Source organism: Halobaculum magnesiiphilum (assembly GCF_019823105.1).
Taxonomy (GTDB): Archaea; Halobacteriota; Halobacteria; order Halobacteriales; family Haloferacaceae; genus Halobaculum; species Halobaculum magnesiiphilum.
Genome location: NZ_CP081959.1, coordinates 63,783 through 76,214 on the forward strand (window position 1 = coordinate 63,783; position 12,432 = coordinate 76,214).

13 protein-coding genes and 1 pseudogene are annotated in these 12,432 nt (G+C 57.0%); 6 read left to right on the plus strand and 8 right to left on the minus strand.

Features of this window, described 5'->3' with window-relative positions:
- Positions 1 to 81: 81 nt before the first annotated feature.
- Together K6T50_RS15580 and K6T50_RS15585 are read right to left on the minus strand one after the other, a co-directional pair.
- On the minus strand, positions 82 to 1,197 hold the full coding sequence (locus K6T50_RS15580) for a low temperature requirement protein A (protein ID WP_222609089.1): 1,116 nt from the start codon (positions 1,195 to 1,197) through the stop codon (positions 82 to 84).
- 156 nt (positions 1,198 to 1,353) lie between these two features.
- Entirely contained in the window at positions 1,354 to 1,698 is a 345-nt protein-coding gene (locus K6T50_RS15585; protein ID WP_222609154.1) for a winged helix-turn-helix transcriptional regulator, read from the minus strand.
- A gap of 75 nt (positions 1,699 to 1,773) precedes the next feature.
- On the opposite strand from K6T50_RS15585, the gene K6T50_RS15590 reads away from it, so the two are divergent.
- The 3 genes from K6T50_RS15590 to K6T50_RS15600 are packed head-to-tail and all read left to right on the plus strand — an operon-like array spanning position 1,774 to position 4,067.
- Entirely contained in the window at positions 1,774 to 2,409 is a 636-nt protein-coding gene (locus K6T50_RS15590; RefSeq protein WP_222609090.1) for a VOC family protein, read from the plus strand.
- 58 nt (positions 2,410 to 2,467) lie between these two features.
- Positions 2,468 to 3,415: a ring-cleaving dioxygenase gene (locus tag K6T50_RS15595; RefSeq protein WP_222609091.1), complete on the plus strand. Its 948-nt coding sequence runs from the start codon at positions 2,468 to 2,470 to the stop codon at positions 3,413 to 3,415.
- Positions 3,408 to 4,067: an alpha/beta hydrolase gene (locus tag K6T50_RS15600; RefSeq protein ID WP_222609092.1), complete on the plus strand. Its 660-nt coding sequence runs from the start codon at positions 3,408 to 3,410 to the stop codon at positions 4,065 to 4,067. The genes K6T50_RS15595 and K6T50_RS15600 overlap by 8 nt, the downstream gene beginning before the upstream one ends.
- A gap of 19 nt (positions 4,068 to 4,086) precedes the next feature.
- On the opposite strand, the gene K6T50_RS15605 is transcribed toward K6T50_RS15600, so the two are convergent.
- The gene (locus K6T50_RS15605; RefSeq protein WP_222609093.1) at positions 4,087 to 4,800 is read right to left on the minus strand and encodes an SDR family oxidoreductase; all 714 of its coding nucleotides are present in this window, start codon (positions 4,798 to 4,800) and stop codon (positions 4,087 to 4,089) included.
- Positions 4,801 to 4,883: 83 nt separating this feature from the next.
- On the opposite strand from K6T50_RS15605, the gene K6T50_RS15610 reads away from it, so the two are divergent.
- Both K6T50_RS15610 and K6T50_RS15615 read left to right on the plus strand, forming a co-directional pair.
- Complete coding sequence (locus K6T50_RS15610; protein WP_222609094.1) at positions 4,884 to 5,306, plus strand: CoA-binding protein; 423 nt, start codon at positions 4,884 to 4,886, stop codon at positions 5,304 to 5,306.
- A gap of 471 nt (positions 5,307 to 5,777) precedes the next feature.
- Positions 5,778 to 6,899 (plus strand): annotated as a pseudogene (locus K6T50_RS15615) (transposase); the annotation flags it as partial.
- Between the two features lie 184 nt (positions 6,900 to 7,083).
- Here K6T50_RS15615 and K6T50_RS15620 read toward each other — a convergent pair.
- A complete protein-coding gene (locus K6T50_RS15620; protein ID WP_222609096.1) occupies positions 7,084 to 7,716 on the minus strand; it encodes a zinc ribbon domain-containing protein in 633 nt (210 codons plus the stop codon).
- Positions 7,717 to 7,988: 272 nt separating this feature from the next.
- On the opposite strand from K6T50_RS15620, the gene K6T50_RS15625 reads away from it, so the two are divergent.
- Positions 7,989 to 8,498, plus strand: coding sequence for a metal-dependent hydrolase (locus K6T50_RS15625; protein ID WP_222609097.1), 510 nt, complete (start codon positions 7,989 to 7,991; stop codon positions 8,496 to 8,498).
- Between the two features lie 97 nt (positions 8,499 to 8,595).
- Here the strand turns inward: K6T50_RS15625 and K6T50_RS15630 are convergent, their stop codons facing one another.
- The 4 genes from K6T50_RS15630 to K6T50_RS15645 all read right to left on the minus strand — a co-directional run bounded on the left by K6T50_RS15630 (position 8,596) and on the right by K6T50_RS15645 (position 12,424).
- Positions 8,596 to 9,447: a hypothetical protein gene (locus K6T50_RS15630; protein WP_222609098.1), complete on the minus strand. Its 852-nt coding sequence runs from the start codon at positions 9,445 to 9,447 to the stop codon at positions 8,596 to 8,598.
- A 90-nt stretch (positions 9,448 to 9,537) separates the two neighbouring features.
- Positions 9,538 to 10,485: an ImmA/IrrE family metallo-endopeptidase gene (locus K6T50_RS15635; protein ID WP_222609099.1), complete on the minus strand. Its 948-nt coding sequence runs from the start codon at positions 10,483 to 10,485 to the stop codon at positions 9,538 to 9,540.
- Positions 10,486 to 10,572: 87 nt separating this feature from the next.
- Positions 10,573 to 10,920, minus strand: coding sequence for a DUF8013 domain-containing protein (locus K6T50_RS15640; protein ID WP_222609100.1), 348 nt, complete (start codon positions 10,918 to 10,920; stop codon positions 10,573 to 10,575).
- A gap of 184 nt (positions 10,921 to 11,104) precedes the next feature.
- On the minus strand, positions 11,105 to 12,424 hold the full coding sequence (locus K6T50_RS15645; protein ID WP_222609101.1) for a DNA/RNA nuclease SfsA: 1,320 nt from the start codon (positions 12,422 to 12,424) through the stop codon (positions 11,105 to 11,107).
- Positions 12,425 to 12,432 lie beyond the last annotated feature (8 nt).

Sequence of the window (12,432 nt, forward strand, 5' to 3'; positions counted from 1 at the left end):
CTATGACGTCAATGCCTGCCGAAACTGACTAGGAGAGCGAGGTTCGCACAGTGATTCGTTCTCTGTATCCCCGATATCGGTTCAGCCAGTGCGAATCCTGTTCCGATGTTCATCCCGCAGCGTCTCGTACGCTGCCAGACCGACGAACAGCACCGTGATGCCTCCGAGGGCGACGATGGCGGGAACCCGTATCGCAACGGGGATCAACACGAGGGCGACGGCCGTTCCAACGAGCCGTTCACGGCTAATGTGCCCGTGGTCACGATATCGGAAGGCGTTGTGTCCGAGTAAATAGAGAGCACCGCCCCCAAAGAGAGCGACAGTCGCAATCGTCCCCAGCGACTCATCGACGTGTGCAATCGTCTGCTCGATACCGAGCGCGATGAAGATGATGCTTCCGACGATCAGCAGATGAATGTAGCTGTACGAATCGCGTGCCATTCGCGTTTGTTCATGGCCGCTGGCCGCAGCGAGGGTCCGCTCTGCGGCGAGGACGACGTAGTCGAAATAGAGCCACCAGAGCGCGATGACGAGGACGATACCAAGCAGAGCCGCGAGGACGACATCGGTACCGAGGGGTATGCCTTCCGCGCCGACGCCGATCGCCACGAGCGACTCACCCAATGCAATAATCAGGACGAGCCAATGCCGTTCGACGAAGTGGCCCACGTTGACGTGAAACCCCTCGACACCACGAACGAACACAATCCCGTAGTCGATCGCGAGTGCTGCAATCCAGAGAACGCCTACAAGAAGACCATCGAAGAAGCCAGCGACAACGAGGAGCGCCGGCCCGCCGAGGAATCCGGGTGCAGCCCGAAGGACTGCATCGCGCGTTTCGGGCGGAGTTGCGACTGCATAGAGGACGACATGGAGAGCGCGAACGACGAAGTAGGCGACACCGAAGAGGACACCATCGTCACCGAATGCACCGGGTACGGCAAGTGCGACGAGCAACATCGCACTCATCGCGGTGAGAATCACGAGCCGAGCGGGGAGTCTCTCTTCAGCAGGAACGGCGCCAGTGAGCCACGAATAGGTGACCCACGCCCACCACAGCGCCGCGAGTAACGCCGCCCCACGAAGCATGCCGGGCCAAGTGAGATGGTCGACGAGAAACCCTGTAACCTGCGTGAATGCGAACACGAACACCAGATCGAAAAACAGCTCCAGCGGGGTGACGTCCTGCTCCTGCATAGCAGCCGCATCGCCCGAATCGCCCGCTATCGATTCCCTTCCACTCATTCATCCACGTCTGCGTTACATGGGGGCTTCAAAACTCGGCATTGAAGTCAGATATCTAGATGAGAGTCACTACTCGCCGGGATGACCACTTGACAGTTCAGGAGAGGTCTATTCGTCTCCCCATTCCCGTGTCCACTCTTCGAGTTCGTCGAATACCGGGCAGAGAGATTCACCCTTTGCTGTGAGGCTATAGTAAGTTGCGACGGGGGCATCTTCTTCGAGGCGTCGACTGACGTAGCCCATCTCTTGAAGATCATCTACGACACGTGAGAGAGTCCGGCTGGACGCTCCGGTCGAGCGCTTGAGTTCGTTAAACCGCTTCTCGCTTTCCTGGAGGTCATAGAGGACGACCAGTCTCCACTGCGATCCGAGCTGACTGATGGAGTCGATGACGTTGCACACCTCTTCGCCGTGCAGTTGCTCGTTTTCTGAATCTGTTTGGGGACCTGGCATCGTTGTCACCTGGTGTTACTCTTGTCCGCGAGCACTTTAGTGGTTCGGGAACGAACCAAGTAACACAGCGTAACCATGAATGACAATCAATCCACAACCACGGAGCCGCCTGTGACCGCTACCCCGCCCGAGAGTGCATTCCATGCGACCGGCATGGACCACGTCTCGATCATCGGAAGCAATATTGAGGACACGGTTGCGTTCTACCGAGACGTGCTCGGCATGTCGCTCGTCCTCAAACAGCCAAATCTCGACGCGCCGAATGTTACTCACCTGTTCTTCGATACGGGTGACGGCCGGATGCTCACGTTCTTCGTCGAAGAAGGTCGAGAGTCGAATACGGGCCAGTTACGCACACCGATTGGTGGTGTCCACCATCTCGCGTTCCGGTACGATCCCGAACGACTCGAAGAGATTCGTGCCGGACTCGAGGAGCACGGCCACCACTACAACGAGTTCGACCGAGGGATCTTCCACTCACTGTATACAACCGACCACAACGGGCTCGTCATCGAACTCGCAACGGACAAGTTCGAAATTCCCGATGACCGACGTGGTGAAACGCTTGCACTCGCCCAGCAGAAGCGCGTCGAGGATGGTGCGGAGTACGCCAAAGCGGAACACCTAGAAGCCGCCCTCGAGGAACTCGGTCTTCCCGTCGAACGGAAGACGCTCCCGGAAGCACAGTCCGGTGCAGGCGGACTCGGCTAACCCCACTAGGACCGAAAGCTGATTCGCGTCGACAAGGTATTTCAGTTACTCACAACACATGCTCTCAGATACGCCCGGAATTCACCACATCACAGGCATCGTTCGCGACGCCCAGCAGAACGTCGACTTCTACACGGGCGTCCTCGGCCTGCGTCTCGTCAAGCAGACAGTTAACTTCAACGAGAAGTTCACCCGCCACCTCTTCTACGGCGACGAAACCGGCTCACCGGGCACGAGTCTGACGTTCTTTCCTTATCCCGCGGAGGATGACGGCCGAATCGGGAAACCACAGATCACCACCGCCGCGCTGGTGATTCCGCCGAATTCGGTGTCCTACTGGCGGGACCAGCTCGCTGCACACGACATCGCTGTTGAGGGTCCGTCCGAACGGTTCGGCGAGACGGTGCTTCGGTTTTCCGACCCGGACGGCACACAACTCGAACTCGTCACCGGCGAGTCGCCCGTAGAGCCGTGGGCAGACGGACCGATTCCACCGCAACACGCGATTCGCGGCATCCATAGCGTGACGCTGCTCTCGACGAACGTCTACGTCACCGCGAGCGTACTCGACACGCTGGGATTCGAGCTCATCGATCAAGAAGGCGACCGCGTCCGGTATCGTGCACCGGGCGACCGGGCGACCATCGTGGACCTGCTCGACCGAGACAGCGACTTCGGCCGGGAGGGTGCAGGGTCGATCCACCACGTCGCCGTGCGCGTCCCCGAGAAGGAACAGCTCTACGAGTGGCACGACCTCTTCCGGGAGCGCGGCTACGACGTGTCGCGCGTGAAAGACCGCCACTTCTTCTACTCGTTGTACGTCCGTGAGCCCGGCGGTATCCTCTTCGAACTCGCGACGGAACAACCAGGACTCACGGTCGACAGTGACCGCGACACATTCGGACAGTCGCTGTTCCTCCCGCCGTGGCTCGAGGAAGACCGCGAGATGATCGAGGGACAGCTCCAACCGCTCGACGTCTCATCCACGCCAGAGTTAGATGAGTGACCCATTCACGGTCGAGTCGAGAAATGATCCACACGGAGGCCAGCCCCTCGAAACGGCGGGAGCGCCGCGGGAAGCGGCGGACGCAGTTGTGGTTCTGCTTCACGGCCGGAGTTCGACGGCGAAGCACATCCTTCGACTCGTCGACGAGTTCCACCATCACGGCGTGATGTATCTCGCTCCGCAGGCCGCCCGGCGGACGTGGTATCCGCGGTCGGGGTACCTACCGTTCGAAGCCAACGAACCGTGGTTCTCGTCAGCGCTTGATCGCGTGGCGGGCACGCTCGACGTGGCCGCCGCCGCGGACGTCCCTCCCGAGCGCACGCTCCTGCTTGGGTTTTCACAGGGCGGGTGTCTCGCGAGCGAGTTGGTCGCACGGAACTCCCGTCGCTACGGCGGACTCGTCGTGCTATCGGGAAGCCTGCTCGGCCCGGAAACGAGCCAGGAGTACGAGGGCTCCATCGATGGCACGTCGGTCTTTCTGGGGTGCAGTACCGACGATCCCTACGTCGCGGCTGATCGTATTCACGAGACAGCACGTGTGTTCGAACAGCTCGATGGTGACGTAACGAGCCGACTCTACGATGGTCTGGGGCACGCCATCAACGACGACGAAATGCAGATGATCAATACCCTCGTCGAACAACTCGTCTGAGTAGCAGGCTCGTGGCTGTTCAAACCTCTCCGTACACGGGGACAGCGGCACCGCTTGTAACGCTCGCAGCGTCACTACAGAGGAATACGATCATCTGAGCGATCTCGGCTGGGGTCGGCCACCCCTCGTGGTCGGCATCTGGCAACATTTCTCGATTTGCTGGTGTATCGATGATGCTTGGCATGATCGCGTTCGCCCGGACGTTACCAAGATTTTCTTCCGCGATCGTTTCGGTCAGGAGTCGGACCCCGGCTTTCGCTGCCCGATACGGGCCATCCCCTTCACCACCTTCTAACGAAGCACGGGCACTGACACTCACGAGATTTCCGTTGGACTCGCGCAGATGGCGAAGACCGTGCTTCGCTGCAAGAAACATCGTCTTGAGATTCACGTTCATGAGGGATTCGAACGCTTCCACCTCGGTCTCGTCGAGTGACGTTCCGCCCTGCCACGCGCCAATCAGTGTACAGAGTGCATCGAGATGTCCATGATCAGCTATTACCGCATCGAACATTTGCTCGACAGCGTCTTCGTCGGTGAAGTCAGCGTCGTAAAAATGAACGTTGTCCGCATCGAGTAGTGCCGCGGCATCGCCGTCTTCCGGCGGATGGCGAGCGCTCATACAAACAGTTGCACCAGCGTTACGGAAGCGTTTGACGGTTGCTGTGCCGAGCGTGCCACTCGCACCGGCTACGAGAACGATCTGGTCACTAAAATCGAAGGAGGTCGACATCAGTTCGGGATACGAGACTGTGCCGAATAAAGTGGAGTGGTCTCCAGCGATACGCTGATTTTCTGGAAGCCTGTGATTCACGTATGCCAATCGAAGATAACGACGAACTCCGACGAATTCTTGACTACGACCGAGTTGCTGTCATCGGTGCATCGACGTCCTACGAAAAAGCCGCACACATCGTGCCAGCCTACCTCCAGCGTCACGGCTACGAAATCATCCCTGTCAATCCGACGGCAGACGAGATATTCGGCGAGCGGGCCTACGATTCTCTGGCCGACGTTCCAGGTCCGATCGACATCGTCGAAATCTTTCGGCCGAGCGAAGAAGTCCCGGACATCGTGGAGCAGGCAGTGGCTCGTGACGACGTGAAGGCACTCTGGATGCAGCTTGGAATTCGAAACGACGAGGCGGTACAAGCTGCAGAAACGGCTGGATTAGATGTCGTTCAAGACCACTGCATGAAGGTCGAACATGGCCAACTCATTCGGCACCCGATGGACTGAATCCGGAGAGGTCTGCACCTTTTGGATGGGGGGAGTGTTTCACAATAGTTGAGACCGGCACTCTCATTACGTAGGTTTTCCACACTCCCGGTTTACAGTAGGTCGAGTTCTTGGTCAAATCTGGATTCTGCATTCTGGCGTTGCTATGGCCCATGTAGTCGTAACTTCCCGGTATTTTCGGAGAGGTGTTGTTCGTCTGACCAAATCCGTCCAGAGAGTGATCGAAAAGACGGCTTGATCAGGTAGGGCAAGAACCGACTCGGTTCCTGAGAACGGACAATACACAAGTCCGGAGAATTCTATTCTGTTCAAGAACGCTCCGCGTCCTGGGGACGCCAAGAAGAGCGTACGCCGTTCGAGTCTATGCGGACAACCGCTCGCTCGGGAACCCACTTCGATTCTCATCTTAGCAGGCGTGGAACGATGCTGGATCTGCTGAATTACAAGGTAGCGCCGCCACGGTCTGGTGTGTTCGACTACGACACAATCCATCGCACCGCCCGACTCGCCAGAAACCACGCCTTCGCTTCCTTCAAATCAGGACGGGCGGAGAATGCGAGCTACGAGGATTGCTGTTTTCTCGAGTTACAGAGTTACATGGGGATGGTGGGGTGTGGATCCACACAGGGAGCGAGACGCTTCCAGACGCGCCGGGGGAGACATTACGGCCCGCACGGCGACACCCACCTTCGCGCCGTCAAACAATTCACTCGAGAGACACTCGTTGACAGCTTCGACGACGCCACCGAACGCATTCTCTCAGCGACTTCCTCACAGACATCGTTTCCGCGGCCGGTGACCGTCGCCATCGACATCACCACCCTCCCGTACTACGGCGCGGTCAACCAAATGCCGATGGTGAGCGGCACCGAAGACCCGACCAAGAACGCCTACAAATTCGCCACTATCGCACTCGTCGGCCGAAATATTCCACTGGTACTCGGTGTCGAGCCTGTCCGGGAGTCCTCGAATTGGGATGAAAACCCACCGAATCGGATGCATCGCATCGTCCGCACTCTGGTGAGACGCGCTCAGCGCCACGTCGAAATCGACACCGTGCTCTGCGACCGCGAGTTCGACTCAAAAGCAGTCTATCAGACCCTCTCGAACCTCGGCGTCAAGTATCTAGTTCCGAAGCATCGCTTCGTCGATGAGTACGACGCCATAGAGCAGATAGAGGAAAGTGGGAGCGAGGTAGCGGTGGAGTCCGCCACGATTCACGCCGACCAGGGGAGTCACGCGATGCGGTTTCTATATGTCCCGTCAACGAAAGGGGAGGGGACATCTGTATTCGCGACGAACCACCGCATCGAGCCCGAAGACGCCGAGTTATTCTGCCGCAGGTATAGTGCCCGTTGGCAGATCGAAAACGCCTACAAATCCATCAAACACGACTTCCTCGCCAAGACCTGCTCAAAAGACTATGTTGTTCGGCTGTTCTACTTCGTCTTCGCGGTATTGCTCTACAATATCTGGAGACTCACCAACTTGCTCCTCCAGGGGAGCGTCGAGGCTGCTGTGGGTCAGAAACCTGTGGTGACCGCGGGTGAGTGCGTCGAACTCGTCTCGTCGGCGTTGATCCCGCCTGACTAACCCACCAAAACGGGCCGGGCAAACTTGGGAAGAGTGGCAACACTACCTGATTGACCCGATTTTCTCGACCTTCAATGGACCCGCCTTTCAGGAGGCTCAGCGATTGGTGGTTCTTGGGAAGAGAACACGCCGTTACCCAAGATTCACCGACCCGACACACTTCGAGCAGAATCCATCATCCGAACTACTGCAGTTGAGGTTCTTCTAAATCTCCCTCTAAGAAGAGAACCCACGATTCGAAGAATGATATGTCGTTGCTCTCTTCTTGCCGTTTTCGAATATCTGTAAGTGTCTCTTCGTCTGGTTCGATCTCGACCGATACCGAGACATCGAGTTTTCCGTCTTCTGGAACGGAAATCCCTGATGAAATCATTCGCTCAATCAACCCAGCGGCTAACTGTGGCGTGAGGCTCTTCACGAGCATCGGGAAGAGATCCAACAAACCAAGCGCGTGTACCTGCTCAACATCAGTCAGGTCGCCATCATTGAGATATCTGATGAGATGGGCTACTGGTTTCCCAAACACATCTCGATCGTCGATAGTATCGAGCTGGGCTAACAGCCGGAAATCGAGAAGTGAGGAACGCGCTCGATCGATGATTTCCTGACGCTCTGGATCATCTGGATGAGGCTGCCGATTCTCATTTAACACCTCGATCAGATATTGATACTCATCGCCCGAGAGGAATCCGTCGCTCAGCGAGTCGTAATGGGAGTCTCGCAGCTCATCCGGACAGTTCGGAAGGGGGTTTCCACAATCTCCACAGAAATGGTGATCCTGGCCGACCTCTGAACCGCAATGTGAACAGTATGCCATGGTGCCGCAAACGAGGGCGACGGTAATAATTGGAAGAGACAGGGCGTATATCGACTATACTGACCAGCTATTTGTCGAGAACGTTACCGAGCTAGTTTGCGGTGGCGAATTCTTCCGAGCGGCTCGTAAGATCTCGTGCGTCAGTTCGTTCCTCCCCGCGTGCTCTGATCTCAAGCCATCTCCAACCTTAATCCTAATATTAATCTTAACCTCTGCGACCAGCATGCGATTGGGAAATATCAAAGTCGACAACCAACAAACCGAGATACTGAATGTATCGAACCGGACACTACGGAGCTGCTCTCTTAGGATATGCACCGATAGGATTTCTCCTCCTTCTCTTTGGACTCCGCGAACTCGCACTTCTCGGTGGCGCCGGTGCTGTCGTCCTCGCGATGGTCCCCGATCTCGATCAGCGGGTACCCGGTGTCACACATCGTGGACCAACGCATACAGTGTGGTTCGGTCTCTTTATTGGGGGAGTGCTTGGAATCGGTGCTGGACTGATGGGGAGTTCACGAGGCGTGATTGCAGCAACTAGCCTCGCAGTGCTTGGCTTTCTCGTCGGTGCTGTCAGTGTCCTCTCCCACATCGCAGCAGACGCGCTTACTCCCGCTGGCGTTCGCCCGTTCACTCCTGTCCGGAACCGCCGGTACTCCTACAACGTCGCGACGGCGAAGAACCCGATCGCCAATTACGCTCTTCTGGGAGCGGGAGTGCTCGTTAGTGGAGCTGCATTGGTTGTCGGCTCCACGCTTCGCGACTACCTGGGCCGACTCTAACGTCCTCAACCCGTCTGTACAGCATACCATTGGAAAAGACGAGTTCGAGAGGACACAACCTCGAATTCAGCTGTGAGTTACAGCTCCGAATCAGCTACTACGAGGAGTTTCTCTGGGTTGGCCGCCGTTTCGATCTCGTAGAAGGGAGCTGTCCATCTGGACGTGGAACACGCCCCTGTTTGATTTCGTGGTCAACTCGGCGCATGTGTTTACACCCGCCGTCTGGTGTCCGCTGATCCCAGTCGGGACAGGTACACGACTCGCCGACCACATCTACTTCGTACCGATTCCCTGACGCCGATCGGACTTCGTATCGGCCGCCTTTTTCCAGCAGCGAGATCGCCATTTCCTCGTCGACGGCGCGTCTGGTTCGTGGCTCAAGGTCGTCACGTTGGGTCGAGTGCTCCGTGACGACCATCCGGTCGCGAACGTCGCCGGTGCGGCCGCCGTCTGGGGTAACTGTAGCTGTGGAACCCTGGAGCCGATTCGCAAGCAGATCTTCGACCAGATGCCCGTTCGGCCACAGATAATGGACTTCGCGACGCTCGCGGTGGTCGTAGGAGCCGCAGGCGGCTGCGCTCCCGGTCCAGATACGCCATGCTCCGATTGCCGATAGCACGTCGACGATGATCCGGGGAACTGCCTCGTACTCGTCGGGGTAGAATACCCGGAAGCGGGTACACTCATCCTGCGGCGGAACCGTCTCCCACCAATCGACGTCGTCGCCCCAGCTCTCGCACATCGCCGTGTCCTCCCCGTATCCGACGGTCACGCCGTCGATCGGCGTCCAGTCTGCTGGGAGGTGATCCGCCTCGCCTTCGAGCACTCGGAGGCCGGCGTATCGGAGGTACTCGTGGGCTTGGTTGTCTGTCGTACGAGCGACCTGGTCGTGCTGCTCGGCAACGTGCTCGGCTTCCTCGAGGACCGTCGTGAGATAGGGTTCAGTCATCGTTCGACGGAGGTCTGAATGCGCCTCCGCCCCTCTGCGGGCGCAGAAAAACTTAACCAACAGAGCGGGAGGAATCCATCACTCTGTTGGTTAATCAGGTAGGGACGAGGATTCGCTCTCAAGAACGTCGATGAGTTCTTCTGCCGTTCGACTAATCCGGCCGAGGCGCTCGCGTACGACCTCGGAATCGTCCGACTCCCACGCAGCGAGGTAGAACGCCGACCCGCTGGTGTCCAACCCACAGTAGCGCCCGACGACGTACGCGACGGCTTCGGCCTCGACTTCGCGTTTCGCCCGCTCGGTGTCGTCGTCGACGTCGAAGTGGAGCAGAGCGTGGGCGTACTCGTGAATTAGCGTCCGCGCGAGGTCCGCCTCGTTCTCCCGATCACGCACCTCGACGAGCGGCTGAACGTCGACGAGGCTCAGCTGCTCGCAGATGCCCTTCGCCTCGCCGTGGGTCCACTCCTCGGCTGGAACGATCCGCACCGTCACGCCGAGGTCGTCAGCGGCGGCAGTCAACTGCTCGACGAGGTCGCCGGCGTCCCCGGTCGCTTCCGTGTCGAGATCAGGAAGCGGCTCGCCCTCGGTCTGGGAGACATCGAACACTGGCGCGGGCTTGAACCCGACGAGACCCTCGGACCATTCCTCGGGCGGCGTCTCGTCGTACTCACAGTCGCTGTCCTCGTGGTAGCTCGGCGAGCTCTCGCACTCCGGGCACTGCTTGGTGATGATCGGCGCCCAGATCCAGATGGCCGATTCGCCCTCTGTGACGTACCGGTCGAACTCCTCCTGCCACGTCCGGTAGCCAGCCACGCGGGTTGCCTCGGGACACTGCCGCTTGATGAGGAGCGTGTTCCGGTAGGAGTAGTCGTGGAATCGACTCTGGACGTCAAGCCACTCCTGGAACTCCGCGCTGGCTTGCGCGTCGTCGACGCCGGCGACGAGCTCGTCGATCCACTGTTCGATGGTACTGTTCATCTCGTCTGATCGCGTGTCGGTCTGGTCGAAGGAGACCGACGAGTCTCTGGTCGTAGCCATTGGGTTCACCGAATCGAGTTCACGGCGACTGCGTCTGTTTAGACCGCGCCGCACCCCTCAGGGGCGTTCAAAAAACCGCTCTGTCGGTCAGCGGAGCTCGTGGCGTTCGTTCGCAAAGCCAACCGAGACGAGGTACTCGAGGAACTCGTCGAACCGCTCGACGTCACTGGGGGTGTCGGTCGCAAGGTGACGTGCCCACTCGATGGCCCATTGGAAGGCGGGATCTGTGCCGCCCTTGCCGTGAATGTACCACCATCGGGCCGCTTTCAACACGACCAGCGGATTCGTCGGCGGCTGCTCACCGGCGAGCCCACGGGTGATGGATTCGATTTCGTCGGGCACGTCGGCGGAATCGACCTCTGCTGATTGCGTGTTGTCGATATCGACCGGGATCTCGTCGATCGAGACGTTGTCGGGACTCTGTTGTTGACTCATTGAAAGCCACCTCTGAGAGCCTTCGAAGGAGCCCTCGCCCTCTCTGGGGGCACGAAAAACAGGTCGCGAAGTCACGCCGGCGGGAGGTAGACGCTCTGTTCGCCGGCGTTAGATTCTGAAATAGCTACATTGAAGTCAAAGACTTAGATATCAGTTGGGTTGTCGTATATAGATGCGCTTCCTCTCAGCTTTCGTCTCGAGTCAAGAAAATAGAGTCAGGATCAGGAACAGCAGGTATTTTCGAATTGCCGTACCCAACGTAATAAGGATATTCTGGCGATGATCCATATCCGTCATTTTCAATAGAGACACTCTTCGCCTCGGAGACTATTTTGACATCCCCTGTGTTATCCACTCCAATTACACCACATCGGGTGTCAACCGGAGCAGGAAAATCATTCAGTAGACTGCGTGCTTGCCCAGTAATGGAGTTTGGAACAGCGAGATAGATATGTGTTAAACATTTGGTCTCTGTATATTTGATTAACTGGCTCTTGAGACGGTCTGTCTCTTTCAGTCCAGAACTTGTCTTCGCCTCGATGCCAATCACCTTTCCGCCCGATCGGAGAACGTCTGTCGCTGTTTCTCCACCTTCGAACGAAATTAGGTCGATATTGATAGAATTGTTCCCTGACTCCGGGTTGGGTAATGCTGCCTCGGGAATACCCCCGAATTCACGCCAAAGAAAATGATGTAGCCACACCTCACTCTTATTTGGTGAGATCGTCTGTTTCCGGGAGTTCAAATCAGCTTCTCGTAGAACAACTGGATTCGGATCTGGCTGAGATGTGTGGAGATTAGAGAGTTCCTCGTTGATTTTGATACGGCCCATCATTCCTGTTTGTTCAATATTCAGTGGGACGAGAATGGTACCCACTTGATTAATATGTGGAAACCATTCAACCGCGTCACTAAGGGCTGAAACCACTCGTTGAATTGTTGTATCAGATGATTCGTACTCCTCATAATAGTGATCGGGCCAACCAAGATCCGGTAATTTAGTTGTCCAGTCCTCAAATTTCCGATCATCTGCGAGATCGATTTCAAGAAGAGATGGATTCTCCTCTTCAATAGCGGAGAGAATTCGATTGAGATCTACATCTCGATTTATCAGTTGACGTGCAGCGAATGCCGCCTCATAACACTTCCCGTGATCTAAGAGGTAGTGGTGATCGGTGTCCTCAACCAAACTGAGAAATTCATCTACCTCATAAGAGGCAAAGAAAACACGGTCAAGACTATCGCTCTCAATATACTTGTGTATCTGCTTGATCGTAGTCGTATTAATTCCTGTACTAGTCGCTCCCTTAACTTCGATCCCCCAGCGTTCACCGTCAGGAGTTTCAGCATATAAATCGATTCGACCATCTTCTAGTTTGACTTCGGGCCAAACCTCACACCCTTGAGTCTCCTCAAGCCACAGCCACAACCGATTTTGGAGTTCAACCTCGACAAAACTCGGCATAGTCTTGATGACAACCCCTCTCCAATGTAATTTTTCCACTACTTCTA

Bases quoted from the DNA above. Each gene is read 5' to 3' on its own strand.
- K6T50_RS15580 (WP_222609089.1), bottom strand. From the start codon at position 1,197: ATGCAGGAGCAGGACGTCACCCCGCTGGAGCTGTTTTTCGATCTGGTG.
- K6T50_RS15585 (WP_222609154.1), bottom strand. From the start codon at position 1,698: ATGCCAGGTCCCCAAACAGATTCAGAAAACGAGCAACTGCACGGCGAA.
- K6T50_RS15590 (WP_222609090.1), top strand. From the start codon at position 1,774: ATGAATGACAATCAATCCACAACCACGGAGCCGCCTGTGACCGCTACC.
- K6T50_RS15595 (WP_222609091.1), top strand. From the start codon at position 2,468: ATGCTCTCAGATACGCCCGGAATTCACCACATCACAGGCATCGTTCGC.
- K6T50_RS15600 (WP_222609092.1), top strand. From the start codon at position 3,408: ATGAGTGACCCATTCACGGTCGAGTCGAGAAATGATCCACACGGAGGC.
- K6T50_RS15605 (WP_222609093.1), bottom strand. From the start codon at position 4,800: ATGTCGACCTCCTTCGATTTTAGTGACCAGATCGTTCTCGTAGCCGGT.
- K6T50_RS15610 (WP_222609094.1), top strand. From the start codon at position 4,884: ATGCCAATCGAAGATAACGACGAACTCCGACGAATTCTTGACTACGAC.
- K6T50_RS15620 (WP_222609096.1), bottom strand. From the start codon at position 7,716: ATGGCATACTGTTCACATTGCGGTTCAGAGGTCGGCCAGGATCACCAT.
- K6T50_RS15625 (WP_222609097.1), top strand. From the start codon at position 7,989: ATGTATCGAACCGGACACTACGGAGCTGCTCTCTTAGGATATGCACCG.
- K6T50_RS15630 (WP_222609098.1), bottom strand. From the start codon at position 9,447: ATGACTGAACCCTATCTCACGACGGTCCTCGAGGAAGCCGAGCACGTT.
- K6T50_RS15635 (WP_222609099.1), bottom strand. From the start codon at position 10,485: ATGGCTACGACCAGAGACTCGTCGGTCTCCTTCGACCAGACCGACACG.
- K6T50_RS15640 (WP_222609100.1), bottom strand. From the start codon at position 10,920: ATGAGTCAACAACAGAGTCCCGACAACGTCTCGATCGACGAGATCCCG.